Origin of the sequence: Arthrobacter pascens (assembly GCF_030816475.1) — a bacterium.
Classification (GTDB): Bacteria; Actinomycetota; Actinomycetes; order Actinomycetales; family Micrococcaceae; genus Arthrobacter; species Arthrobacter pascens_B.
The window spans coordinates 3,510,945-3,535,146 of record NZ_JAUSXF010000001.1 but is presented as its reverse complement, the minus strand read 5'-3'; the positions used below and the strand labels follow the sequence as shown (position 1 = coordinate 3,535,146).

The following is a 24,202-nucleotide window of genomic DNA, read 5'->3' as shown; positions in this document are numbered from 1 at the left end:
ATCAGCGGTCGATGGAGTCCATGTTGGCTTCGTTGTGGCGTTCGCCGGCGGCGGGTTGGAGCGCGTTCAGGCGGTGCAGTTGGCCGTCGGTGAGTTTGACGCCGTCCGCCGCGGTATTCTCCTCCACCCTGGAGACGCGTCGTGTGCCGGGATGGGGGCGATGTCGTTTCCACGCGTGAGCAGCCAGGCGAGGGCGGTCTGTGCGGGGTCGCGCCGATCTCGGCGCCGATGGCCGCCTCCGACCACGCTCTCCGCCTGCTCGGGAGCCTGGTGGCGCGGCACCCCGAGGAAATCCGGCTCGAAAAGTAAGTCAACGCACACCGGCCGCTCCGCCGCACGGAAGGGCGGGACCGGATCGGCTCCGGGTGCCCGATCAGGTCTGCCTGGTCAGATTTGCCCTACGGGGAGCTTCTTTTCGGCCTGGAAATCGTCCTCCACCCGGCCCGTCGCCCAGTAGCCGGACAAGGAAACCTGCTTGCGTTCGAGGCCGCGCTGGACAAAGAACACGTCCCGCAGACCCTTCATATAGCCACGCTCGCCATGGGCAAAGACGTCAACCTTGCCGGCGGGCCATTCGGCACCGGCAACTGCTTCCACCAGTAGCCCGCTGGTGCCGGCCGGTGCTCCGTTCCGTCGGAGCCAGGTGATGTCCACTCCGGCGGGGGCCGAGATTGCCTGGATGTCGGCGTCGCTGTCCACTTCGAGGAATGCAAGGCCGCGCGCTTCCGGGGGCAAGGATTCAAGGGACGCCGCGATAGCCGGCAGGGCCGCTTCGTCACCGGCAAAGAGGTACCAGTCAGCGTCAGGCGCCGGGTTGTAGGCGCCGCCGGGGCCGGTGAACGTGAGAGGGTCGCCCGGCTGCGCCGAGGCGGCCCAGGGTCCTGCCAGTCCTTCATCGCCGTGGATGACGAAATCGATGGCGAGCTCCCTGGCTTCGAGGTCTACCCATCGGACGGTGTAAGTGCGCGTAAACGGCCACTGCTCGCGGGGCATGGTTTCCCGGATGGTCCATAAATCCAGCGGCCGGGCGTATTCCACACCCGGCTGCGGAAAGACGATCTTGACGTAGCGGTCCACGAAGCTGTTGTTGACGTAGCCGTCAAAGCCCTCTCCGCCGGCAACAATCCTGACCATGTGCGGCGAGAGTTCCTCGCGGCGGAGCACCGTCAGGTCGATCTGGGGACGGCTCTTCTTGGTGGCGCTGGTGGCAGCGGGGACTGTGCTCATAAGGTAACCCTAAGCTAAGGAGCCTGGGGGAGCTCCCAGGTTACGCCCGCGCAACCCTGCTCCTGCAGCAGCTCATTGACACGGCTGAATGGCCGCGAACCGAAAAATCCACGCGACGCCGACAACGGACTGGGATGGGCGCTTGACACTACCGCAGCACCGGAAAGGAGGTGCCGGACGCTGTCTGCATCTTTTCCCCAGAGCACGGCCACCAGCGGGGGCCTGCCGCCGTCGACTGCTCTCCGGGTGGCGACTGCGGTGACAGCCGTCGTCGTGATCTTCTCCCAGCCTTTTCCCCGGTGCGAGCCCGCAGCGCCGGCCCGCACGCTCATCACCCGGTTGAGGAGCAGGACGCCCTGGCCCGCCCATCCGGACAAATCTCCGTGCACGCGGGCCGGAATGCCCAGGTCCGCTTCCAGCTCCCGGTAGATGTTCGCCAGGCTCCGCGGGATGGGCCGGGTGCGCCGATCCACAGAGAAGGACAGGCCGACGGCGTGACCGGGCGTCGGGTAAGGGTCCTGGCCAACAATGAGGACCTTGACATCCGCCAGCGGCTGGCGGAAAGCGCGCAGGACGTTCGACGGCGAGGGCAGCACCTGGTGCCCCGCCGCGGTTTCGGCGGCAAGAAAGTCCAGGACCGCGCGGATCTCCGCCTCCACCCCGCCCAGCGCCTTGGCCCAGTCGGCAGCCATCAGCTCCCTGAGCGGCAGCCGTGCCATCTCGGCGAACGCGACGCTCTCCAGCGCGGCCGGTTCCAGCTCGAACAGCGCGTCAGATTCAAACACGCTTCCATTCTCGCAGGGATAGCTACTCCCGTAACGCGGCGTAAATGACAACCTTGTTATTCCTCCGTAGCATTGGGGTGGGACTTTTACCCTCAACAGCGAAGGAATGTCGTGGCTGAAGCAGCTCGGGAACACCTGCCGGAGCCGGAAGAACCTAGCTCGCTGCTGGCGGATTTCACGCTTCGCAACTCGCCGTTGAGTGAGCGTGACCAGCAGATGCTGGCGCTGGAACGGCAATGGTGGAAATACGCCGGGGCCAAGGAACAGGCCATCAGGGAGCTCTTTGACCTGTCTGCGACGCACTACTACCAGTTACTGAATGCACTCATCGACACCGAGGATGCGCTGGCTCACGATCCCATGCTGGTCAAGAGATTGCGTAGACTACGTACGTCGCGTCAGCGGGCACGTACAGCACGCCGCCTGGGTTCCGACGCTCATTAGGACCGCGCTGAGCCATCAGCGGCAATCAACAAGGATGTCTCGCCACCATGACCAGATATGCCCGGGATGAATTCGACAGGGTCCCTGAGACCGCCGCGCGCCAGGGTGTCCACCGGGCTGCAGGTGCGCCGTCACGACGCAAACTCTGGCCAATCCTCGCGGTAGGCATCGCCGCGCTGGCCATCGGCCTGGTCTCCTTCCTGATCCTCCCGAAGCTGGGCTTCGCGCCGGCGGGTAGCCAGGTCTCCTCAAGCTTGCAGTCTGCCGCATCGCCTGAGGCCAGCGCCGGAACCACGGCGTCGGCGCAGCCCTCAGCCAGTCCGGAACCATCCGCGAGTGCTAAATCGGAGCCGAGTGCCACGCCCAGTCCGACGCCGTCGTCCGCTGTGAACAAAACCCAAGGCATCGCCATATACAACGGATCCGGGACTTCCGGGCTCGCTGCCCGCGTTAGTTCGATTGTCCAGTCAGACGGCTGGACGCTGGGCCAGGTCGGCAACTGGGGCGGCGCGCCGCAGAAGACATCGGTGATCTTCTACGCCGGTATCGCGCAAAAGGCCAACGCCGAGGCGCTCTCGAAGCTGCTGGACATCCCGACGGTGCTGGACAGCGCCGAATTCCAGGTGCCCGTGGTTGTGGTGCTTGGCCCTGGATTCAAGTAGGCGTCCCGATCACGCCTGAATAACTTTTGGGTGCCGACGCTGCCGGTGACTCGGCCTGCCCCCGGCCATTGGCTAGAGTAATTTCAGACTTCGGTTCGTAAAAAGCGGCACACAGTGGCGTGGGCCTTGCGGACGCTACTGAGAGAGTGGAAATCATGGCACAGGGAACCGTCAAATGGTTCAACGCGGAAAAGGGCTATGGCTTCATCACCGTTGACGGTTCAGGTGACGACGTGTTTGTACACTGGTCGGCCATCCAGGGCGAGGGCTACCGGGCCCTGGACGAGGGACAACGCGTGGAGCTGGAAATCGGCGAAGGCGAGAAGGGCCCGCAGGCGGAAAGCGTCCGGCCCGTCGAGTGAAGTCTTTCATTCCCGGGTCCGGCATTTTCCGGACAACAATCCGCGCCGCCATGGGGACAGCCGCAGTGCTGGCGCTGGCGGGCTGCGCCGCCGCGACAGGGAACGCCCGGCTTGATTCCGTGGAAGCGTCCGGCGACGGGACGCTTCGTGTGGGCCTTATTTTGGACAATGCCGGGAAGCAGGCCTTCCTCAACGATTCAGAGCTCGCCGCGGCCAAACTCGCCGTGCAGGAAATCAACGCCGCTGGCGGAGTCAAGGGAAAACCCGTCGAGCTGCTTCCCCAGTCTTCCGCTGATGACTCCGAGGCGCAGGCCAAGAAACTGCTCGCCGCCAAGGCTGATGTGGTCATCGGGCCGACCGATTCCAGCCACGCGCCGGCAGCGATTGACGTCCTGTCCCGGGCAAGGGTCCCGCTGATTTCACCGGCCAACTCAGCTGCCGGCCTGAGCACATACAAGAGCGGCGGCTATTACTTCCGGACGGCTGCGGCTGACGTCGCCCAGGCATCGGTACTGGTTAAGCTTGCCAAGGATGGCGGTGCAAAGAGCCTCGCCGTGCTGTACCAGGACGGCGCCTACGGCCAGGAAGTTTCCGCGGCCGTCGCGGGCGCCGCCAGGAATGCTGGCCTGGCTAACCTCTCCACCACGGAATTCAAGCCAGGGGATGCCCGGCAGGCTGCCGATGCGGCCCGGAAAGCGGCACCGGACGCTGTGGTGCTGATCGCGCGGGACGGGGCACAGGGAGCCATTGCTGAACTGGACAACGCCGGTCTGTCCGGCAGCAGGATCATCCTTAGCGACGGAGCGTTTGGCCAGTACGGTTCCGGGCTCGGTTCCAAGGCACTCGATGGCGCCAGGGCAGTTGTTCCGGGAGTTTTCCCCTCTGCCGACTTCCAGGCCCGCCTCATCGCGGTGGATCCCGCGTTGAAGGACCTGTTCTTCGCGGCCGAGACTTTCGACGCCGTGAACCTGGCGGTGCTGGCTGCCTCAAGAGCGGACGACGATGCGGGGCAAAGCATAGCGGCGAACCTGATCGCGGTATCCGGCGGCCAAATCGCCGGGGCGGGCACGGGCCCGGGCGGGGAGCAGACCGGAAAACCGTGTACGTCCTTCAAGGACTGCCAGGCTGTTTTGAAGTCAGGTTCCGGAATAAACTACGACGGCGAATCCGGTCCGATTGGCTTCGACTCCAACGGGGACATCACCGCAGCGAACTTCATGGTTTTCACCTACGGCCCGGACAACAAGGCCCACGTCACAGGGCGTGAGGCGGCTGGCCGGGCGGCGGGGTGATCGCCTGCAGCGAAGTGGCTCCCCGGACGGGGATTTTTGCGGCCGTTCGCTTGCACTCTCACCTATGGAGTGCTAATTATTGATTAGCACTCTTACGTACCGACTGCTAAACCTACGTCCGGTTCCGGCCGGCGGCGGAGCGCGGCACCGGTGCGTGGAGCCAAAGAAACACCTTGCTGGGGTGAGATCCGGATCCGGCGGCATACAGAGGCCGGCGGAGAAAGATCGTCCGTCGCGGGCACCGCAGTGCAGGTTCATTCTTAACGACTGTCCCGAAAGGACTACTGCCGTTATGGCCAAGATCATTGCATTTGATGAAGAGGCACGCCGCGGTCTTGAGCGGGGCCTGAACATCCTCGCCGACGCCGTCAAGGTCACCCTCGGCCCGCGTGGACGCAACGTCGTCCTCGAAAAGAAGTGGGGCGCCCCCACGATCACCAACGATGGTGTTTCCATCGCCAAGGAGATCGAGCTGGACGACCCTTACGAGAAGATCGGCGCCGAGCTGGTCAAGGAAGTTGCCAAGAAGACGGACGACGTCGCAGGTGACGGAACCACCACGGCCACCGTTCTGGCACAGGCACTGGTCAAGGAAGGCCTGCGCAACGTCGCTGCCGGAGCCGACCCGCTGTCCCTCAAGCGCGGCATCGAGAAGGCAGTGGAAGCGGTAACCCGCGAGCTGCTGGACAATGCCAAGGAAATCGAAACCAAGGAAGAGATCGCGGCCACCGCCTCGATCTCCGCCGGTGACGACGAGATCGGTGCCCTGATTGCCGAAGCACTGGACAAGGTGGGCAAGGAAGGCGTCATCACGGTCGAGGAGTCCAACACCTTCGGCCTGGAGCTCGAGCTCACCGAAGGCATGCGCTTCGACAAGGGCTACATCTCCGCTTACTTCGTCACCGACGCAGAGCGTCAGGAAACTGTCCTTGAGGACCCGTACATCCTGATCGTCAACTCCAAGATCTCCAACGTCAAGGAACTGGTTGCCGTCCTTGAAAAGGTCATGCAGTCCAACAAGCCGCTGCTGATCATTGCCGAAGACATCGAGGGCGAGGCACTGGCCACCCTGATCGTCAACAAGATCCGTGGCACGTTCAAGTCCGTCGCCGTCAAGGCTCCGGGCTTCGGCGACCGCCGCAAGGCCCAGCTGGCCGACATCGCTGTTCTCACCGGTGGCCAGGTCATCGCCGAGGAAGTCGGACTCAAGTTGGAGACCGCCGGCCTGGAACTCCTGGGACGCGCCCGCAAGGTTGTTGTCACCAAGGACGAGACCACCATCGTTGAAGGTGCCGGCGACGCCGACCAGATCGCTGGCCGTGTGTCCCAGATCCGTGCCGAAATCGAAAACTCCGATTCCGACTACGACCGCGAGAAGCTGCAGGAGCGCCTGGCCAAGCTGGCCGGTGGCGTTGCAGTCATCAAGGCCGGTGCCGCAACCGAGGTTGAGCTCAAGGAACGCAAGCACCGCATTGAGGACGCAGTCCGCAACGCCAAGGCTGCTGTTGAAGAAGGCATCGTCGCCGGTGGTGGCGTTGCGCTGATCCAGGCCGGCCTGAAGGCGTTCGCCAACCTGCAGCTTGAAGGCGACGAGGCAACCGGTGCGAACATCGTCCGCGTTGCCATCGACGCCCCGCTGAAGCAGATCGCCTTCAACGCAGGCCTTGAGCCCGGCGTTGTGGTTGACAAGGTACGCGGCCTGCCCGCAGGCCACGGCCTGAACGCAGCTACCGGCGAGTACGTCGACCTGCTGGCTGCCGGCATCAACGACCCCGTCAAGGTGACCCGCTCTGCACTGCAGAACGCGGCTTCCATTGCCGGCCTGTTCCTCACCACCGAGGCTGTAGTGGCCGACAAGCCGGAGAAGAACGCTCCGGCCATGGGCGGCGGCGGCGACGACATGGGCGGCATGGGCGGCTTCTAGCCCACACCGGCCGGACCCTGGTCCGTTCACAAAAAGTGCGGTCCCCTCACGAGGGGGCCGCACTTTTTTGGTGTCTTCGAACAGTTCTTCACAGGGCAGCGGTGTTCGGTGCTTCCCCCATGTCATGCAGGGCTGACGGATCCACCTTGAAGTCCACGACATCGACAAACGCATCCGCCGGCATGAGCGGGTAGTGCTGTCGAAGACCTTCGATGTAACCGTCGACGCTGCCGCCTTCGGAGAGTCGGAGTCTTTCGGGGGTCAGGTCACCAAGGCGGTACCGCCGGACCTCAACGATCTCCCCATGCAGCGGCGGGTGCACTTCATCATCCTCAAAGTAGAAGAGGGCGGGACCGACAGATATCTGCTCGTCCCAGCGGACTGAGGAAGTCTTCCGGCCGCTAACAATTCCGCCGTAGTAGCGCTTGTTGAAACGGAGAACCCGCTGGGCATCGCCGTCAGGAAAGAAGAATGAATCCGCAAGGAGTTTGGCGATTGGACGCATTTTGGGCCCGGTCAGGGATGGAACAGCGACGAGCAAGTCGGGATGCAAATCCAGCATCACCTGACGACAGCGCCCACACGGCGGAATCAATCCACGCCCTCCATCGCCGGCGGCTGCCATCGTGACCAACGGCCCTGCCTGAACGGTGGCGGCAACGCCCAGGGTGACGAGCTCGGCGCAGGGACCACCGGTGAAATGGTGGACATTCACCGCCTGATGTATTCGTCCGTGCGTGTCCATTGCGGCGGCCGCGACAGAATGGTTTGTATCGCTACCGAGAGTTCTGGCCAGGTTTTCGGCCGCCTCGATGACCCGGCGTTCTGACTCCAAAGGTTCCATGGATGCAGCCTTTCACAATGGATTACGATATTCGGAACTCCCGCACCGGCTCCCGGAATGGTACGAACACCCCGATCACCAGTGTCTGGCAGGATGGAGCCGTGACGATTACTGCAGCGGCCGATGGTTCGGCCTTAGGAAATCCCGGTCCGGCCGGATGGGCCTGGTATGTGAATGACGATTGCTGGAGGGCAGGCGGGTGGCCGCACGGCACTAACAACCAGGGCGAACTGATGGCCGTCCTTGACCTCTTCCGTGCCACGGCGCACGTCCCCGAAGAAGACCTGCGGATTCTGTGTGACAGCCAGTACGTCATCAATTCGATCACCAAATGGATGCCCGGTTGGAAGCGGAAAGGCTGGCGGAAAGCTGACGGCAAGCCGGTCCTGAACGTTGAGTTGCTGAAGGAACTTGACCGGGAACTCGCGGGCCGCAGATACACCTTTGAATGGGTCAAGGGGCACGCCGGCCACGATCTTAACGAGGCAGCCGATGAGCGGGCGAGGGCGGCCGCCACGGCCTACCAGCAGGGAGTCGCCGCCCGCTCCGGCCCGGGCTTTGCAGGAGCCCCGGTAGCGGCAGCAATCACTCCGCGTGCCGCCAGCGCCGTCCACGCGGCCGCTGCTACCAGGGTGGTTGAAGAAGCCAAGGCCACAGCCGGAGAATCCATCGGCGGAGGCCTGGGCCGGTTCGACGAACCGGACCTCTTCAGTGAACTGGAAGGCGATCCGTTTGCTGAGCCTGTAACCGCTCCTGCGGCGCTTGAGCCGGAAGTAATCGTGGAGGCCCTTGAGCGTGAACTGCTCGGCCCGGATGTCCGCGGCGACATTGGCCGCACCGGAGTCCTGCTGCACCCTGATTTCATGGAGATCGGGAGCTCTGGAAGGGTCTGGACCCGCGACGCGATGATGATGGCCCTGGAAGAGGACCCCGGGGAGCGGACGGAGCTTGAAGTGCTGGGGGCGGACCGCATCGGCACCAGCGCGGTCCTGCTGACGTACCGAAGCTACTCGCGTTCAGGCACGACACTCCGAAGCTCGCTGTGGGTCCTCGACGACGGACGCTGGAGACTGCGGTTCCACCAGGGCACCCCCGAGGCCTGATACGTCTCAGGCCTGATATCCCCGGTCACTGACTCTCAACTGAATAGCAGCTGAATCTCAACTGAAGCGCTGCGTGTTGCCTTGTTCGGTCTGCGCGTAGCTGGACGCTGCCGATGCCAGGGCGACGTTGATGGATGCCAGCGACGCTTCGACCTTGCCCTGCGTCAGGGTCCATTCGGTGACCAGCGCCTGGAAGTTGTTTGCCGCCGAACCCCGCCAGGTGGCCTGGAGCTCGTCCAGGCCGCGCTTCATGTTTTGGACGTCGGCGCTGATCCGGTCCACCGTGGCTTTGACGTTGGCTGACTTGAGCTGGAGGAGTTCGGTGTCGACGGAAATGATGGTCATGGCTGCTGTTGCCTCTCGATCTGATGGACAGCGTCAGCTGCCCGGCCCGGCTGCTCCGGACCTCTACATCGACCCTACGGAGAGGCTGGGGCGAGGTGCCACGGCGGGCTGCTATATGTGGATAACCCTTCCATCATCGTGGCCGCCGCCGTCGCCCCTGTTGTGCTCATCCCTGCCCTGGACGCGCGTTTCCTGGATACGCGGGCTCTGCTGGTCCGTGCCCGGGTCACCCGCGTCCTGCCCTCCGGAGGAGTCCTGCCCTGGGGAGTCCTGCTCTGCGGAATCCTGCCCGTCATCCATCAGACTGTTGGCGTCCTGGTCCCGCATCGGCAGGCTGACCACCAAGGTGGCGCCGCCGCCGTCGGTCCCTTCAACCCGCACGGAGCCCCCGTGTGATCCTACGATGGCCGCCACGATCGCGAGGCCCAGTCCGCTGCCGCCGGTTTCACGGGTCCGGGACGTATCAGCCCGGTAGAAGCGCTCAAAGACCTTGGAGGCATCCTCCTCGGAAATGCCGGGACCATGGTCCCGCACCTCGATCACGGAATACGGCTGCCCGCCGTCGGCTGCCCGGACGCCCACCGCAAGCTCGATCGGCGTGCCTTCCGGCGTGTAACGCAGGGCGTTGCCGACCAGGTTGCCCACTACTTGCCGCAGTTTCGCTTCGTCGCCAAGGACGGGGGCGGGCGCCGCAGGTCCGCCGTCGAGCCCGGTGAGGGAGATGGTGCGGGAACGGTCGCTTGCCTGGGTATCCACTACGGCATCATGGGCGACAAGTTGGAGGTCGACGGGTTTCTGCTGGAGCGGGCGCTGTTCGTCGAGGCGGGCCAGGAGCAGGAGGTCCTCCACCATGGAGCCCATCCGCTTGGCCTCGCTTTCGATCCTCCCCATGGCCATGGCCACGTCCTCCTCGCTAGCCAGGGCGCCGTGCCGGTAGAGCTCGGAAAAACCCCTGATGGTGACAAGCGGGGTACGCAGCTCGTGCGACGCGTCGGCGGCGAACCGGCGCATCCGGCCCTCCGAGGCGGTGCGGGCGGCAAAAGCTGTTTCAATATGCGCCAGCATGGCGTTCAGGGAGCTGCCCAGCCTTCCCAGTTCGGTGCCGGGACCTTCCACGTCGACACGGCGGGAAAGATCGCCTGCGGCGATGGCGGCCGCTGTCCGCTCCACCCGGGCAAGCGGCCGGAATGCCCGCGACACTGTCCAGCTGGCAAGCAGGGAAGCCAGCAGGAGGGTCAGGAGCCCGACGCCGCACACCACCAGGGTGGCATGCTTCAGGACATCGTCCACGCTTTGCAACGGCAGGCCGATGACCACCACAGCGCTGACCCCGTTGTCCAAAACGGTGACCGCGACTACCCGCCAGTTCTGTCCGTCCGTGCCGCCTACCTGGTAAGGACGGTTGCCCAACGCCTGGGCCTCGGAAACGCTGATCTGGCTGATGTCAGGGCGGTTTTTCGGGTCGCCGCCGAAGGGGTACGGCTCCTCACCAGGCGTGAAGAGAATCAGCGAATAGTCCGTGGGCACCATGGGATTGGTGGGGGCCTGCAGCTGGGTGAATGAACGCTGCTTGTGGGCAAGTTCGATGGCGGCTTGGAGTTTGTCGTCCACCTGGCCCTGCAGATAGCTGTGCAGCAGCGTCAGGGTGCCCGCGCCGGTCACCGTCAGCGCAACAATCAGCAGCCCCATGATGATGGCTACAAGCTGCGACCTCAGGGAGGCCGACTTCCACCGCTGCAGCAATGTCAGCGCTTCTCTGCCGTCCGGAGTACGTAACCGACGCCGCGTTTGGTCTGGATCAGGGCCGGTGCGTCGGGATCAATGTCCACCTTGCGCCGCAGGTACGAGATGTACGACTCCACGATGGAGGCGTCCCCGTTGAAGTTGTACTCCCAGACATGGTCCAGGATCTGGGATTTGGAGAGCACCCGGTTGGGGTTCAGCATGAGGTACCTGAGCAGCTTGAACTCCGTGGGGGACAACTCAATAACTGCTCCGCCACGGCGGACCTCGTGGGCGTCGTCGTCGAGCTCCAGGTCATCCACCCGGATGACGGCGTCATCGTCCAGCAGGGGCTGGGTGCGCCGGAGGACCGCCCGGATCCTGGCCACGACCTCGTCAAGGCTGAAGGGCTTGGTGACGTAATCGTCCCCACCCACGGTGAGGCCGGTGACCTTGTCCTCGGTATCGTCCTTCGCCGTGAGGAAGAGAACGGGGAAGTGCTTGCCGGAAGCGCGGAGCTTGCGGGTAACGGTAAAGCCGTCCATATCGGGCAGCATGACGTCAAGGACGGCCAGGTCCGGAGCATGCAGCTCTGCAGCGGCCAGCGCATCACGCCCGTTCCCTGCCGAGACTACCTCGAACCCCGCGAACCGCAGCGAGGTGGACAGCAGCTCGCGGATGTTGGGCTCGTCATCAACAACTAGCAGCTTGGCTTCTGGGCTGGTCTTGTTCATACTCCCATCATGCTCCCAGAGTCTGTAAGTTTTCTGGATGGAAGGTGTGAGTTTGATGATCCTTCCGTTGATGTCCCGTGGCTGTAGCGTCTGCTACCCGGGCAGGCCAACGTCCTTAGCGTCCATGATCCGGTAAGCGTAGCCCTGCTCGGCCAGGAACCGTTGGCGCTTGGCAGCGAAGTCCTGGTCCAGGGTGTCCCGGGCAACCAGTGAATAGAAGCGGGCCGCCCGGCCGTCCTTTTTAGGGCGCAGCAGCCGGCCCAGCCGCTGCGCCTCCTCCTGCCGGGAGCCGAAGGACCCGGAAACCTGGATGGCCACCGAGGCCTCAGGCAGGTCAATCGAGAAGTTTGCCACCTTGGACACCACCAAGGTGTGGACCTCTCCGGCCCGGAAGGCATCAAAGAGCTTCTGGCGTTCCTTCACGGAGGTATCACCTTTAATGACCGGGGCCTGCAACCGCTCGCCGATTTCATCCAGCTGGTCGATGTACTGCCCGATCACCAGCAGCTGTTCGCCCTCGTGCCGGGCAACGAGCTGTTCCACGATCAGGGTCTTTGACTCCGAGGTGGAGCATAGCCGGTACTTGTCTGCGTCCTCGGCCATGGCGTAGGCAACGCGCTCTTCGCGTGGCAGGTCAATGCGGACCTCGACGCAGTCCGCCGGAGCGATGTAGCCCTGCGATTCGATGTCCTTCCAGGGCGCGTCATACCGCTTGGGCCCGATAAGGCTGAAGACTTCACCTTCCCGGCCGTCCTCGCGGACCAGTGTGGCAGTGAGGCCCAGCCGACGGCGGGCCTGCAGATCCGCGGTCATGCGAAAGATCGGGGCAGGCAGGAGATGGACTTCGTCATAGATGATGAGGCCCCAGTCGTGGCCGTCGACGAGCTCGAGGTGCGGGTAGAGCCCCCCACGTTTGGTGGTGAGGACCTGGTACGTGGCGATGGTCACGGGCCGGACCTCCTTGACCGCTCCGGAATACTCGCCGATTTCGTCCGCGGTGAGGGAGGTCCGTTTAAGCAGCTCGTCCTTCCACTGGCGGGCGGCCACGGTATTGGTCACCAGGATCAGGGTTGTAGTTGAGCTGGTGGCCATGGCGGCCGCACCCACCAGGGTTTTTCCCGCGCCGCACGGCAGAACGACAACACCGCTGCCCCCGGCCCAGAAGTTCTCCGTGGCCAGTTGCTGGTAGGGCCGCAGCTTCCAGCCGTCCTCGTTCAGGGCGATCACATGCGGAGTTCCGTCCACATAGCCGGCGAGGTCCTCGGCGGGCCAGCCGATCTTCAGGAGCAGCTGCTTGAGCTGACCCCGCTGGGAGGAATGGACCACTATCGTCTCGCCATCGATCCGGGGCCCCAGCAACGGCTGGATCTTCTTCGCCCGGATGACCTCTTCCAGCACCGGATAGTCGTCGGTCCGCATCACCAGGCCGTGTTGGGGGTCCTTCTCCAACCGGAGCCGCCCGTACCGTGACATCGTTTCCTCGACGTCGATCAGCAGCGAATGCGGGACAGGGAACCGGGAATACTTCAGCAGGGTGTCCAGGACCTTCTCGGCGTCCAGACCGGCGGCGCGGGCGTTCCATAGGCCCAGCGGCGTGAGCCGGTAACTGTGCATATGCTCGGGAGCCCGTTCCAGTTCGGCAAACGGGGCGATGGCATGGCGGGCCTCGGTGGCCAGCTCATGGTCCACTTCGAGCAGTATGGTTTTATCGCTTTGGACAATCAGCGGGCCGTCGTTCACGCGGGGGAATCCTTCACTGCCGCAGTTCCTCCGCGGCCTCTATATCGATGATGCGGTGGATGGAGACCACGCGTTCCGTATCCTTCGCCGGATCAAAGACCCTGACGCGGCCGCCACTGACCGACAGCGGAACGACGGTTTCCAGGTTGGCGTTGCCCAGGCTGTCCACCACGTTCATGCTGATCCGCTGCTTGAGCCGGATGGCCCGTTGGAGTGTCTCAAGACCAAGCTGCGTGGCCACCTCGCCGGATCCGGCCGCGCCTCCGCCGTTGGGGCTGGCAACGGCAGCAGGACCAACGTGCCGCAGTACCGCAAGCTGGGCTTCCACGTCGGCTTCGGCGGGCGCCGTCCGCGGAGCGGTGTAGACGGGGCGGGGGCTGCCCGACGGGCTGGTGCTCCGTCGCAGACGGAGCACAGACGGTTCGGATTCTTCCATGGAGGGTGAGAGGCCCAGGCTCCGGAGGACCTGAGCTGTTTCCCGCGGCGGCGCGGACGAGATCAGGACGGTCGGCGCAATCCTTGCCAATCCAAGGCCCGCTGCCTTGGATTCGGACGCCAGTTCCAGCACCGTGGTTTCGTCGTCGCTTTGGATGAAGCTGGCGGCCGCGCCTACCCGCAGCCGGCCGTGCCGGGAGGCCGTGTCCTGCACGAGGTATTCCAGGGGTTGCGGTACGGCTGTGGCGGAATGTTCACGAAGGAAGCCCAGCATGCCAGGTGCGTCAAATCCGGCGTCCAGGGCACGCCTGACCGAGTACGGGGAGAACCGGTAGATCGTGGCGGGTCCCTGGCCCTCCGGGTCTGCCATCAGCAAGAGTTTCTCGCTCAGCTCAGGGGACAGGTATCCGGGGGCCACGGCGGTGAGGTCTGCCTGCAGCAGCACGTGGTTCAGCTCGGCGGGGAGATGCTCACCCAGGACGCCGAGCGCCTCGTCCGGGTTGTCCTCTGCTACGGCGATTCCCAGCTGGCTGAGAGCACCTGATCCGATCAGGCCAAGCATCTCCGCCTCGGCCAGCACTCCCCGGATCAGGGAGCTGAAACGGCGGGCCATCCGTGGCTGCGCCCATTCGGCCCGCTGCAGGACCGCAGCGGCATCCAATACCGGGGCCTTCCCGTCCGGCGCTGCCGCCTCCCGCGTGAGTTCGTTCAGGATTTCCAGGATCCGCTTCCTGACCACCGGGGCGTCAGGCCGCTGCGCCTCCGCCGACAACGCATTGATGGTGCTCCCGGCCGCCGAGCGATGTGCGGGGGACATGCCTCCCGATCCCAGGGCCGGCTGACCTACGAGGGAAGGGACCCTCTCACTCGCCAGCCACGCATTGACCAGCCACAGCCACTGTTCCTGCCGCGGCAGGACCAGCCATTCGAGTTGCGGGGGCTGAACCCAGGCGGACGAGTCAACATCGAGGCGGAGCAGCCCGGCAAGCCCGCACAGCTCCAGCAGCAGCCCGGCCCGTTGCATATCGACGCGCAAGGCTTCGGCAAGGCGCTTCATCTCCCTGACCCCTACGCCGCCACTGCGCAGGGTAACGAGCGGCTGCTCCTTCACGGCATAGAGGAGTTCACCCACCAGCCGGAGCGTTTCCGCGATGGCGCCCAGGGCCGCATTCCGCCTCAGGACTGCGGTTGTGTGGCCAAGTTCCGGAACCGGCGGCGAGAGTGTGAAATCGTTGATGATGGCTCCGCCTCTCAGAGACAGGCCCACGCTGTGCGGCAGTTCCACGTGCGCCGCGTCCAGCGGTACCAGCAGGCCCCGGGCCAGCAGCCAGTCAACGGGCCCGACCTCGGCGCCCTCATTCACCACCGAAGCCTTCCTTTGGGCCTGGGGGACGGCGCCCATGGCCCAGTTGCCGAACCGGGCGAGCAGCGCCGTCGTGCGTTCCGGAGCGCCGGCCAGTACCTGGTGCAGGGCCTCCGGGGATGACGTCCAATGCTGCAGGGCAAGCGCGGCTTCCATGGGGGTGGTTGCTCCCTGGATGGCCACACCGCTCCGGCGCAGGTCGGCAACGAGCTGGACCACCCGTTGCGCGAAGGCCGGCTGGAGCCGCACCAGCTCGGTGTAACTGCGGCCCAGCCCGGCCGGGTAGATCCCCACCACGTCCTTCAGGCATCCGACCGGAAGGTAGAAACGCTGGCGCTGGGCCGACGCCGCTGTTCCATGCGGGGGCTCGGCCCGGTGGACCAGGGCCAGCTCCTGGAGAGAGGCCAGAATGCGCTCCACGGCCACAAGCGTGGAGCCGGCAATGAACTTTCGGAGCCCTGCGGCGGAGGCACTGTGTTCGGTGTCCGTATTGGTGCACAGGTGCAGGGTTTCCAGGACCTGCATCTGGGGCTTGTTGAGCCGTTCCAGGGCGCGCTGGACGCTCACGCGGGCGCTGGCACGGGCGGCAAGCGCGGCGAAGTCCGGAACTGCGGGGGAGATGAGGTCCGGCCGTGCGGCGAACAGGGCACGCAGCGATTCATCGCTGCGTGCCTCCAGATCCTTGCTCAGCGCGCGAATGAGGGACATCAGTTCAACGTTACCGCCCGCCGGACTTTCCTGCCCGGCGCCTTCCGGCCACACTGTCCAGGACCAGGAAGACCATCAACAGGAAGGCTATGGGAAGGCCGTACAGTGCCGTCGACGTAACCCAGACGGGAGCGACGGAGCCGGCGAAAGCCAAAGCCATAACTGCTCCTACCGCCAGCAGGGAAAGCAGCGCAACAAACGCTGCACAGATCATCAGAGGCCGCCGGTAACGCGTGGGAGTCATGGCGTAACGCTAACAGCCCTCCCGCCACCCACGAAGTGACAGGCGAAGTGACAACCGGAGTGGCAGCAGAAGTGGCAACCGGGGTGAAGTCGGTCCGCAGGGGTCCTTGAAAGCAGGATTCAGGCACCGGGCAGGATAACCTTGATTGATACAGGCCAACACGGTCCGGGCTGTCATACCCTGAACCTGCATATCAGTGCGGATGCGGTGACGGCCGGCCGTGTCTCACGACGTCAGAACGAAGAAGGTTGATTACGTGCCTACCGGCAAGGTCAAGTGGTATGACAAGGAAAAAGGTTTCGGATTCCTCGCGGGCGAGGACGGGCAGGAAGTGTTCCTGCCCAAGTCGTCGCTGCCAGAGGGCATCACCGAGCTGAAAGCCGGTACGCGCGTAGAGTTCGGCGTTGCCGATGGCCGCAAGGGCGCCCAAGCACTGGGCCTGCGCGTCCTGGACAAGACTCCGTCCATTGCCAAGGCCAAGAGGCCGAGCGCCAAGGACCTTGCACCCCTGGTCCAGGACCTCGTCAGTGTGCTGGACAACCTCTCAGGCACCCTGTCTGCCGGCAAGTACCCGGAAGGCAACAAGGGCAAGGCCATCGCCGCTGCCTTGCGTAAGGTTGCCGACGAGCTGGACGTTTAGGCCTGCTGATGAATCCGGAAGCTGAACAGCCGGCGCCCAACCCTGGGACGAAACGGCGCGCAGGCGTGCCGGTGTGGCGGACGGGCAAACCCGACGCTTTCCTCGCCGCTGCCGTGGACGTGGCCCGCAAGGCAATCGAGGGCATCACCTCGGCCTCGGACATCGGCCCGCACGTGGCTGCGAAGAGCGAAGGGGACCGTCTGGTCACCCACCTGTTCGAATCCAAGCTGCCCGGTTACCTTGGTTGGCACTGGTATGCGGTGCTGACCCGCAATTCCCGTTCCAAGGTGGTTACCGTGAGTGAGCTGGGCCTGCTGCCGTCGGAGGACTCTATCCTGGCCCCCGAATGGGTTCCCTGGGCAGAGCGCGTCCGTCCGGAGGATGCCCAGGACCAGGATGTGCAGGACCAGGATGTCCACGACCAGGACGCCCGCGACCGGGAGTCCGCAGGGAAGGGGTCCTTGGCGGACGACGGCGGAACCCTGGACGACGCCGTCGGGGCACCTGCAGGAATGCAGGACTCCAAGGATGCTTTCGACGAGGAAGAGTCGCCCGCCGACGAGGACGACGAATTAACGCTGCCCTGACAGGGCGCAAGCGGAATCACCGTGCCGCGCGGCCCGGGAGCTGGTCCAGAGGCGGGGCGAGCCTCCTCTTGTTCTGCGCTGCGTTCTCCAACCCAGCGGACGATCTCGAACCCGGGGGACACAGCTAACGGCGCCGGCCGGAAACAGAACCCGGACGGCGCCGTCGGACGCTGAAGCCTCCTGGACGCGGAAGCCTCCTGGACGCGGAAGCCTCCTGGACGCGGAAGCCTCCTGGACGCGGAAGCCTCCTGGACGCTGGCCACCTCCTGAATGCTGGCACCTCTTGAAGGCGACGCAGGAGGAGTTACTTACGCAGTTCGCCCACTACAAAGTCGATGCTGGCCAGCAGCGCGGAAACGTCTGCAGGCTCAATCGCAACAAAGGTGGCGATCCGCAGCTGGTTCCGGCCCAGCTTCCGGTAGGGCTCGGTGTCCACGATGCCGTTGGCGCGGAGCACCTTGGCAATGGCCGCCGCGTCAATGGAGTCGTCGAAGTCGATGGTGGCGATGACGTTGGAACGTTCCTCCGGGTTGGCCACAAAGGGCGTGGCAAACTCTGAGGCCTCAGCCCACGAGTAGATGCGGCTGGCGGAGTCGGCGGTCCGCTTGCTCGCGAAGTCCAGGCCGCCGTTGGCATTCAGCCACTGCACCTGCGCGTCGAGAGTCACCAGGGTGGACAGCGACGGCGTGTTGTATGTCTGGTTGAGTCGGGAGTTGTCGATCGCCGTCTGCAGGTCCAGGAAGTCAGGGATCCAGCGGTCGCTCGCCTTGATGCGGGCTGCCCGGTCGATCGCGCCGGGGGAGAAGAGGCCCAACCAGAGGCCGCCGTCGGAAGCGAAGTTTTTCTGCGGTGCGAAGTAGTAGACATCAGCCTCCGCAACGTCAACGTCCAGGCCGCCCGCGGCGGACGTTGCGTCCACCAGGACGAGGGCGCCGTCATCCGCGCCGGACACGCGCTTCACGGGCGCGGACACGCCTGTAGAGGTCTCGTTCTGCGGCCAGGCGTAGACGTCGACGCCTGCCTCGGCCCGGGCGAGCGGACGGGTCCCGGGCTCGGACTTGATGATGGAAGAACTATCCAGGAACGGCGCCTTGTTGGTGGCCGACGCAAACTTGGAGCCAAACTCGCCGAAGGACAGGTGCTGGGCTTTCTTCTCGACAAGGCCAAAGCTGGCGATATCCCAGAACGCGGTGGAGCCGCCCACACCCAGTACCACCTCATATCCTTCGGGGGCACGGAAGAACTCGCTGAGTCCCTCGCGGACCGAACCTACGAGGTTCTTGACCGGGGCCTGCCGGTGAGACGTGCCCAGGATGTGCTTGGAAGCGGCTGAGAGAGCCTCGATCTGTTCCGGCCTGACCTTGGACGGCCCGGCGCCGAACCGTCCGTCCTGCGGCAGGAGGTTGGCGGGAATAGTGATGCTGGGTTCGCTCACAGGGACTCCAATTTCGGCGTGGACGTGGTTCATGTCCGGGACGGTGGGGTGGCGGGCAGTCAGCGTCGACTGCGTCAGGGACCTCTTGTATTCTGCCTGAATCGCCGACACCGCGGGAACCGTGACCGTCATAGTCCAGTCATTGAGACGGTCAGCAAGGCGTCTTCGAATTATTCGGACAAACTCAAAATAGGCTAAGCTTTTACCGGACTACGTCGCTGTGGCTACGAAGTACGGTGGGGATAAACGCTGGGTACTTGCGCTCGAGGAGCTGAGCAGGATGACGGATCTGATCGATACTACGGAGATGTATCTTCGGACCATTTTGGAGCTTGAGGAAGAGAACATTGTGGCTCTTCGGGCCCGCATTGCCGAACGGCTCCGCCACTCCGGGCCTACGGTGTCACAGACCATCGGACGGATGGAACGCGACGGCCTGGTCGTAGTATCGGGCGACCGCCATCTGGAGTTCACCGACATCGGCCGGAAGCGTGCCATCGAGGTCATGCGGAAGCACAGGCTGGCGGAGCGGCTCCTGGCCGACGTCATCGGGCTGGAATGGGCTTATGTCCACGATGAGGCCTGTCGTTGGGAACATGTCATGAGTGAACGGGTCGAGCGGCGAATCTTCGAAATGCTGGACCACCCCACCGAGTCCCCGTACGGCAACCCCATACCAGGCCTTGCGGCCCTGGGGGGCAGAACGTCCACGCCAATTGCCGATGGTGTGATTAATCTCCTTGAAGCCATGAAGGGCTACGGGCCCGGTTCCACCGTGACCGTCAGTCGGCTCGCTGAGCCAATCCAGGTGGAACCGGAGTTGCTGGTCCAGCTTGATGAAGGCGGGATACGTCCGGGCGCCTCGGTGTCGCTGGAGCGTGTCGGGGAGTACATCTCGGTCCGCGTGCCGGGGATTGAAGGGGCGTTGGAACTCCCTCCGGAAGTGGCCGCTCACGTCTTCGTTTCCGTCGGCTGAAAAAGCCCATTCGGCGGACAAAATAACGGAGCTGTTGGGGATTGTGTCAAAGATAACGGAATTGTTACTGTGCGCCTAAATCGCCTATAGTTGACCACCAAGCGTCGATACTAAAGCGTTACTTGATCTGGAGCCGAACTCTGCCAGCAGATCAGGTGTACGAATCATCAACTGGCAGAGGCGGGGGAACCACAACCGGCAGTCTTCGGGCCGCCTTGGGGTGAAGTCCGTCAGCAGCAAGCCTCTTCCAGGGAAGATCCTCACGGGATATTTCTGCGCCGAAGCTTGCTTACGGCGGACCGGGTCTTTGTACTCTCTGACCCGAATCCGACAGCTAACTTCGCAGGCTATCCAGAGAGGAACCCTACTTGACCATGCAAAATTCCAGGGGCCGCCGTCGTGCGGTGGGCCCCCCTTCGGCGCCACCGGTCGCCGAAGTCGTTGCCGCGGACAGGCCCCGCGATCCGCAACGGGATGCGCGAAGACGCCGGGGTCCTTTCAGGCAAATCACAGATTTTGCCGCTGCCAGCGGCATTGGCCAGAAAGCCGGGGTGGCCCTCGCGGCCGCTGGCCTGGTCCTCACCGTTACCGTTCCGGCCACCGGAAGCGTCATGGCGACCCCCCTGCCCGGCCAGACCGCGCTGGCAGCCTCTGTTGCCCAGCCGGAAATCTCCGCCGAGGCAGCAGCAAAGATCGATTTCAGCCGTTCCTCAGTGGTGACGCTCGGTGATCCCGACGGAAAACTCAAGCAGTTGCTGAGTGCCCAGTCGGTGGGTTCCATCACCCGCGCCGCCTCCGCAGGCACCTTGGGCGCTCCGCTCGCCCACCTGGTCACGGCCTCCCCCTTCGGCTACCGGGTCAGCCCGATTACCGGCGGCAGCGGTGACTTTCACCGGGGCCAGGACTTTGTGGCCCAGTGCGGCACATCAGTCCTGGCGGCGGCCAGCGGCACGGTGACTTTTGCCGGCTGGCACCAGTTCGGCGGCGGCAACCGCATCGTTGTGGATCACGGAAACGGCCTCGAAACTACGTATAACCACCTCTCGTCCTTCAATGTGAAGGTTGGCCAGACGGTCAGCCGCGGCGAGGTTGTGGCACTCAGCGGCACCACCGGCGCCTCCACCGGCTGCCACCTGCATTTCGAGGTCCAGGTCAATGGCGAAGTTGTCGATCCCATGGGCTGGCTCTGAGTAAATGATGGACAACTATCGAATCCTTGTGACATGCCGTGACCTGAATGTGACATTCGATCCAAACTGCTGTACCGTCTAAAGCGCGTCAACTTTTCCGAAGTTGACGTTCTTGAGTGGATTGCCTAGCTCTGCCACCGCTCAAGGTCCGTTCGCATGACATCGTCTGGCAGGGGCGGGGGAACCAATTTTGGTCTTCGATAAGAAGGCCTTGGGGTTAAGTCGCAAAGCTTCCCAGGAAGCGGCGCGGCCGGGTGAACTCCCATCCGAATCCGACAGCTCACCTCGCAGGCATTGGGAGAGGCTACCTTCGTGTCTTCACGCCACAATGCTGCGCGCCACCGCGCGCAAACGGTTCGTACCAACCCTTTGGGCCATGTGTCCAGCGCAGTTAGTGCAAATGCCGGGACCGTCGGTCGCCAGGCTGCAGTTATTGCAGCTGCCTCAGGTCTGATCCTGAGCATGGGGCTTCCGGCCAACGCAACGGACGGCGCCGCTGGCGTATCCGCGTCCGCTGAGTCCGGTTCAGCCCAGGCTGCACTTGCGGTAACTGCTGCACCCACGGCCCTTGTCTCCTTCGAGCGGCCAGTGGTGAAGACCGCGCCCGCGCCAAAGGTCCAAGCCGTCCGGGCTCAGTCCGCGGCCTCGGAGACCGGCGCAGCCAGCACCTCTGAGGCGACAGCCGCGGGCAAGCTTACAGGCGCTGTGTCGTCGGCTGCGGCATCGGGCCTGGCAGCAATCGCGTACACAGGCATCGGCCACCCCTACCTCTGGGGCGGCACCACTCCCAACGGCTGGGACTGCTCGGGCTTCGCCCAGTGGGTCTACGCCCAAGCGGGCATCAGCATTCCCCGTACCAACGCCTGGACGGCCATGAAGCCGACCTCAACACCCGCTCCCGGTGACCTGGTCATGCAGAATGGCGGCGCCCATGTCGGCATCTACGTCGGCAACGGCATGATGATCAGCGCGCTCAACCCGTCACAGGGCACCCTGTTGACGCAGGTGACTGCCACCGGTACCTCCTCGTTCTTCACCCTGCAGTAGCTCTCCCGGAGCTCCATGCTGGCTCCACAAGAACCACTTCTTCGCTAGAAATACCTTCCGCTAAATCCCCGTTCGGGGCGTGCCGGCGTACCCCCAAGATGCCGGCACGTCCAAAGCCCTGCGGCTGCTCACGCGGTCCTAAGGAAATCGAAAGAGAGAAATAATGACTACTCGTGCAACTGTTGCACGGCACCGCGCCGAGGTCACCAGGACCAACTCGCTTGCTGTCATTGCCAAGGCAGTCGGCGACAACGCCGGTGGCATGGGCCGCCAGGCCGCGGTGATCGCGGCCGCGTCCGGTCTCGTCCTGACCAGCGGTATCGCTGCCAACGCCGCAGACACCAACGTTCAGCGTGAATCCGCCCCCACCTCCAACGTAGAAGTAGAGGCCGCACCGGCCACCATTTCCGCTGCTTCCACCATTGCCATCTCCTACGAGAAGCCCGCAGTCACCACCACGCCGGCTCCGGTCGTCGAGGCCCCCGCGCCCGTTGCCGAAGCCGCAAAGCCTGTGGCAGCCATCAAGGTGGCAGCTGCAGAGACCACCGGCGCTGTCGCTGCCAGCAGCAAGGGCCAGGCCATCCTGGCCGCGGCCTACGCACAGCTTGGCGTCCACCAGGACTGCACGATGCTGGTGACCAACGCACTTGCCGCCGTGGGTATCCACTTCCACGACTGGCCTGCAGGCTACCTGTCCCTGGGCCGCACCGTAAGCGCCGCCGAGGCTCAGCCGGGCGACCTGATCTACTACGCCGACGGCGGAGCAGGCATGGCCCACATCGCTGTCTATGCGGGTAACGGCATGGCAGTGCACGGCGGCTACAACGGTAACCAGACTGTTGTTTTCAGCGCATACGTCGGTTCCGGCCCCGTCTTCATCCGCGTCAGCTAAGACACCAAGCCAGCGCTTCAAAGGACTCCTGCCTCGCGGCGGGAGTCCTTTGCTTTTGCCCTCATTCGGTCGTAGTCCGACCGGAGTCCGTCGGGGGAGGGCAACCGACACGGGTGCCCGGTGACCGTCGATTACCCGATCCTGCGTTTCTTTGTTTACTCTTGTGGTGTCGATCCATAGCCCGGACATGCCGGGGGCAGCCGGCCCTCGTGCCCCTGACGGGTGCGGCCGTGAAGAGGTATGTGCATGCGCACTCTCGTTCTGAATGCTGGATATGAACCGCTGGCGGTTATCACCTTCCGCCGGGCGCTGGTGCTTGTGCTGACCGGCAAGGCAAGCGTGGTGGCCGAAGGCGAGGACCCTGTGGTGGGACCTCAGGAGATACTGGGCCGCCCGTCCGTGATTCTCCTGAACCGCTACATTCGTCCGAGATACAACCAGAGCACTGCGGTCAGCCGGCGGGGTGTGCTTCGCAGGGACGGCCACCGCTGCGCCTACTGCGGCAAGGCTGCCCACACCATTGACCATGTGCACCCCAAGTCACGGGGAGGTGCTGATTCTTGGGAAAACCTGGTCGCTGCCTGCCTGCGCTGCAATAACGCCAAAGGCGACCATACCCCTGGTGAGATGGGCTGGAAGCTGCGGTTCGTCCCCGAGCCCCCGCATGGGACCATCTGGCAGATCAAGGAGCTGGAGAAGCCGACTCCTGCCTGGGATCCTTTCCTGCTGCCTGAACGGGCAGCCTGATCCCTGAGCTGCGGGGTCCGGGCTGAGGGCTGACTTTGCGGAGCTTGCACTTGCGGACCTGAGCTGGCACGTCGCGTTGCGCCAGCCCCGCTAGGCTTGGACCGTGGAGCGTGACACCTTGGAATTTGATGCAGTGATTCTCGCGGGTGGCCGTTCCTCGCGGCTGGGCGGGATCCCCAAGCAGAGTTTGGTCTACGACGGCACCAGCCTGCTACAGCGCGCCCTCGACGCTGCGGGCGGTGCCGCCGGACTTGTCGTCGTGGGCCCGGAATCGGGGGTCCTTCCGACCGGTGTGCTCAGCTGCCGGGAGGATCCGCCGTTCGCCGGGCCGGCCGCCGCCGTCGGAGCCGGGCTGGCGGCGCTGGCGCAGACGGGCCACGCACGCCCCTTTACGCTGGTTCTCGCCTGCGACATGCCCAATGTCGCTGCCGCCGTGCAGGCCTTGGCCAAGGCGATCCAGCCCCAGGAAACAGGCATGGCAGGTTCGGACGGCGTCATGGCAGTCTCCCCAGACGGCCGCCTCCAGCCCTTGGTGGGCTTTTATAGCACAGCCGCGCTACAACGCTCCGTGCAGGACCTTGCGTCCAGGGGGGCGTTAACCAACGGTTCTGTGAGGACACTCCTTGCTAGTCTGGACGTGCAGCTGGTCACCGTCCCGGCCGGCTCCACCGAAGACGTGGACACCTGGGATGATGCCGCCGCACTTGGAGTGGCCAGCCAGGAACCACGCCCCGGTTCCTGACCAGCGCGGCCG

The 24,202-nt window shown here is 64.4% G+C and carries 26 protein-coding genes and 2 riboswitches; of the genes, 15 read left to right on the top strand and 11 right to left on the bottom strand.

Annotated elements, in window-relative coordinates:
* Position 1 precedes the first annotated feature (1 nt).
* Positions 2 to 127, bottom strand: a complete 126-nt coding sequence (locus QFZ40_RS16180) for a hypothetical protein (protein ID WP_306905644.1) — start codon at positions 125 to 127, stop codon at positions 2 to 4.
* 14 nt (positions 128 to 141) lie between these two features.
* Here QFZ40_RS16180 and QFZ40_RS16175 point away from each other — a divergent pair, with 14 nt between their 5' ends.
* Positions 142 to 309, top strand: coding sequence for a hypothetical protein (locus QFZ40_RS16175; protein WP_306905643.1), 168 nt, complete (start codon positions 142 to 144; stop codon positions 307 to 309).
* A 78-nt stretch (positions 310 to 387) separates the two neighbouring features.
* Here the strand turns inward: QFZ40_RS16175 and QFZ40_RS16170 are convergent, their stop codons facing one another.
* Both QFZ40_RS16170 and QFZ40_RS16165 read right to left on the bottom strand, forming a co-directional pair.
* Positions 388 to 1,227 carry a siderophore-interacting protein gene (locus QFZ40_RS16170; protein WP_306905642.1) on the bottom strand — a complete coding sequence of 280 codons (840 nt, stop codon included), beginning with the start codon at positions 1,225 to 1,227 and terminating at the stop codon, positions 388 to 390.
* Between the two features lie 14 nt (positions 1,228 to 1,241).
* Complete coding sequence (locus QFZ40_RS16165; protein ID WP_306905641.1) at positions 1,242 to 2,012, bottom strand: uracil-DNA glycosylase; 771 nt, start codon at positions 2,010 to 2,012, stop codon at positions 1,242 to 1,244.
* Positions 2,013 to 2,123: 111 nt separating this feature from the next.
* On the opposite strand from QFZ40_RS16165, the gene QFZ40_RS16160 reads away from it, so the two are divergent.
* From QFZ40_RS16160 to groL, 5 genes are all read left to right on the top strand, one after another.
* Positions 2,124 to 2,456 carry a DUF3263 domain-containing protein gene (locus QFZ40_RS16160; protein WP_373427440.1) on the top strand — a complete coding sequence of 111 codons (333 nt, stop codon included), beginning with the start codon at positions 2,124 to 2,126 and terminating at the stop codon, positions 2,454 to 2,456.
* Positions 2,457 to 2,503: 47 nt separating this feature from the next.
* On the top strand, positions 2,504 to 3,118 hold the full coding sequence (locus QFZ40_RS16155; protein WP_306905640.1) for a LytR C-terminal domain-containing protein: 615 nt from the start codon (positions 2,504 to 2,506) through the stop codon (positions 3,116 to 3,118).
* 155 nt (positions 3,119 to 3,273) lie between these two features.
* The gene (locus QFZ40_RS16150; RefSeq protein ID WP_306905639.1) at positions 3,274 to 3,480 is read left to right on the top strand and encodes a cold-shock protein; all 207 of its coding nucleotides are present in this window, start codon (positions 3,274 to 3,276) and stop codon (positions 3,478 to 3,480) included.
* Positions 3,481 to 3,530: 50 nt separating this feature from the next.
* Positions 3,531 to 4,772 carry an ABC transporter substrate-binding protein gene (locus tag QFZ40_RS16145; RefSeq protein WP_306906954.1) on the top strand — a complete coding sequence of 414 codons (1,242 nt, stop codon included), beginning with the start codon at positions 3,531 to 3,533 and terminating at the stop codon, positions 4,770 to 4,772.
* A 292-nt stretch (positions 4,773 to 5,064) separates the two neighbouring features.
* Positions 5,065 to 6,696: a chaperonin GroEL gene (gene groL, locus QFZ40_RS16140; protein WP_306905638.1), complete on the top strand. Its 1,632-nt coding sequence runs from the start codon at positions 5,065 to 5,067 to the stop codon at positions 6,694 to 6,696.
* Between the two features lie 88 nt (positions 6,697 to 6,784).
* Here the strand turns inward: groL and QFZ40_RS16135 are convergent, their stop codons facing one another.
* A complete protein-coding gene (locus tag QFZ40_RS16135; RefSeq protein ID WP_306905637.1) occupies positions 6,785 to 7,540 on the bottom strand; it encodes a hypothetical protein in 756 nt (251 codons plus the stop codon).
* A gap of 101 nt (positions 7,541 to 7,641) precedes the next feature.
* Between QFZ40_RS16135 and QFZ40_RS16130 the strand changes: the two genes are divergently transcribed.
* Positions 7,642 to 8,643 carry a ribonuclease HI family protein gene (locus tag QFZ40_RS16130; RefSeq protein ID WP_306905636.1) on the top strand — a complete coding sequence of 334 codons (1,002 nt, stop codon included), beginning with the start codon at positions 7,642 to 7,644 and terminating at the stop codon, positions 8,641 to 8,643.
* 57 nt (positions 8,644 to 8,700) lie between these two features.
* Here QFZ40_RS16130 and QFZ40_RS16125 read toward each other — a convergent pair whose 3' ends face one another.
* The 6 genes from QFZ40_RS16125 to QFZ40_RS16100 all read right to left on the bottom strand — a co-directional run bounded on the left by QFZ40_RS16125 (position 8,701) and on the right by QFZ40_RS16100 (position 15,934).
* Positions 8,701 to 8,988, bottom strand: a complete 288-nt coding sequence (locus tag QFZ40_RS16125) for a WXG100 family type VII secretion target (RefSeq protein ID WP_306905635.1) — start codon at positions 8,986 to 8,988, stop codon at positions 8,701 to 8,703.
* 111 nt (positions 8,989 to 9,099) lie between these two features.
* Positions 9,100 to 10,731, bottom strand: coding sequence for a sensor histidine kinase (locus QFZ40_RS16120; RefSeq protein ID WP_306905634.1), 1,632 nt, complete (start codon positions 10,729 to 10,731; stop codon positions 9,100 to 9,102).
* A gap of 2 nt (positions 10,732 to 10,733) precedes the next feature.
* Complete coding sequence (locus QFZ40_RS16115; protein WP_306905633.1) at positions 10,734 to 11,444, bottom strand: response regulator transcription factor; 711 nt, start codon at positions 11,442 to 11,444, stop codon at positions 10,734 to 10,736.
* A gap of 93 nt (positions 11,445 to 11,537) precedes the next feature.
* Positions 11,538 to 13,184 carry a DNA repair helicase XPB gene (locus tag QFZ40_RS16110; protein ID WP_306905632.1) on the bottom strand — a complete coding sequence of 549 codons (1,647 nt, stop codon included), beginning with the start codon at positions 13,182 to 13,184 and terminating at the stop codon, positions 11,538 to 11,540.
* A 13-nt stretch (positions 13,185 to 13,197) separates the two neighbouring features.
* Positions 13,198 to 15,690 carry a helicase-associated domain-containing protein gene (locus tag QFZ40_RS16105; RefSeq protein ID WP_306905631.1) on the bottom strand — a complete coding sequence of 831 codons (2,493 nt, stop codon included), beginning with the start codon at positions 15,688 to 15,690 and terminating at the stop codon, positions 13,198 to 13,200.
* Positions 15,691 to 15,700: 10 nt separating this feature from the next.
* The gene (locus QFZ40_RS16100; RefSeq protein ID WP_306905630.1) at positions 15,701 to 15,934 is read right to left on the bottom strand and encodes a hypothetical protein; all 234 of its coding nucleotides are present in this window, start codon (positions 15,932 to 15,934) and stop codon (positions 15,701 to 15,703) included.
* 256 nt (positions 15,935 to 16,190) lie between these two features.
* Between QFZ40_RS16100 and QFZ40_RS16095 the strand changes: the two genes are divergently transcribed.
* Positions 16,191 to 16,574: a cold-shock protein gene (locus QFZ40_RS16095; RefSeq protein WP_214962901.1), complete on the top strand. Its 384-nt coding sequence runs from the start codon at positions 16,191 to 16,193 to the stop codon at positions 16,572 to 16,574.
* Positions 16,575 to 16,582: 8 nt separating this feature from the next.
* On the top strand, positions 16,583 to 17,161 hold the full coding sequence (locus tag QFZ40_RS16090; RefSeq protein WP_306905629.1) for a DUF3027 domain-containing protein: 579 nt from the start codon (positions 16,583 to 16,585) through the stop codon (positions 17,159 to 17,161).
* 304 nt (positions 17,162 to 17,465) lie between these two features.
* On the opposite strand, the gene serC is transcribed toward QFZ40_RS16090, so the two are convergent.
* Positions 17,466 to 18,596 (bottom strand): phosphoserine transaminase, encoded by a 1,131-nt coding sequence (serC, locus tag QFZ40_RS16085; RefSeq protein ID WP_306906952.1) that lies wholly within the window; start codon positions 18,594 to 18,596, stop codon positions 17,466 to 17,468.
* A gap of 280 nt (positions 18,597 to 18,876) precedes the next feature.
* Here serC and QFZ40_RS16080 point away from each other — a divergent pair, with 280 nt between their 5' ends.
* The 6 genes from QFZ40_RS16080 (at position 18,877) to mobA (ending at position 24,190) form a co-directional block, all read left to right on the top strand.
* On the top strand, positions 18,877 to 19,572 hold the full coding sequence (locus QFZ40_RS16080) for a metal-dependent transcriptional regulator (RefSeq protein WP_306905628.1): 696 nt from the start codon (positions 18,877 to 18,879) through the stop codon (positions 19,570 to 19,572).
* A gap of 121 nt (positions 19,573 to 19,693) precedes the next feature.
* A riboswitch (cyclic di-AMP (ydaO/yuaA leader) is annotated at positions 19,694 to 19,936 on the top strand.
* 10 nt (positions 19,937 to 19,946) lie between these two features.
* Positions 19,947 to 20,762 (top strand): M23 family metallopeptidase, encoded by an 816-nt coding sequence (locus tag QFZ40_RS16075; RefSeq protein WP_306906950.1) that lies wholly within the window; start codon positions 19,947 to 19,949, stop codon positions 20,760 to 20,762.
* A gap of 147 nt (positions 20,763 to 20,909) precedes the next feature.
* Positions 20,910 to 21,070, top strand: a riboswitch (cyclic di-AMP (ydaO/yuaA leader).
* A gap of 70 nt (positions 21,071 to 21,140) precedes the next feature.
* Positions 21,141 to 21,809, top strand: a complete 669-nt coding sequence (locus QFZ40_RS16070) for a C40 family peptidase (RefSeq protein ID WP_306906949.1) — start codon at positions 21,141 to 21,143, stop codon at positions 21,807 to 21,809.
* A gap of 163 nt (positions 21,810 to 21,972) precedes the next feature.
* Positions 21,973 to 22,701 (top strand): NlpC/P60 family protein, encoded by a 729-nt coding sequence (locus QFZ40_RS16065; RefSeq protein ID WP_306905627.1) that lies wholly within the window; start codon positions 21,973 to 21,975, stop codon positions 22,699 to 22,701.
* Between the two features lie 246 nt (positions 22,702 to 22,947).
* Entirely contained in the window at positions 22,948 to 23,448 is a 501-nt protein-coding gene (locus tag QFZ40_RS16060; RefSeq protein WP_306905625.1) for an HNH endonuclease, read from the top strand.
* A gap of 103 nt (positions 23,449 to 23,551) precedes the next feature.
* Positions 23,552 to 24,190 carry a molybdenum cofactor guanylyltransferase gene (gene mobA / locus QFZ40_RS16055; protein WP_306905624.1) on the top strand — a complete coding sequence of 213 codons (639 nt, stop codon included), beginning with the start codon at positions 23,552 to 23,554 and terminating at the stop codon, positions 24,188 to 24,190.
* Positions 24,191 to 24,202 lie beyond the last annotated feature (12 nt).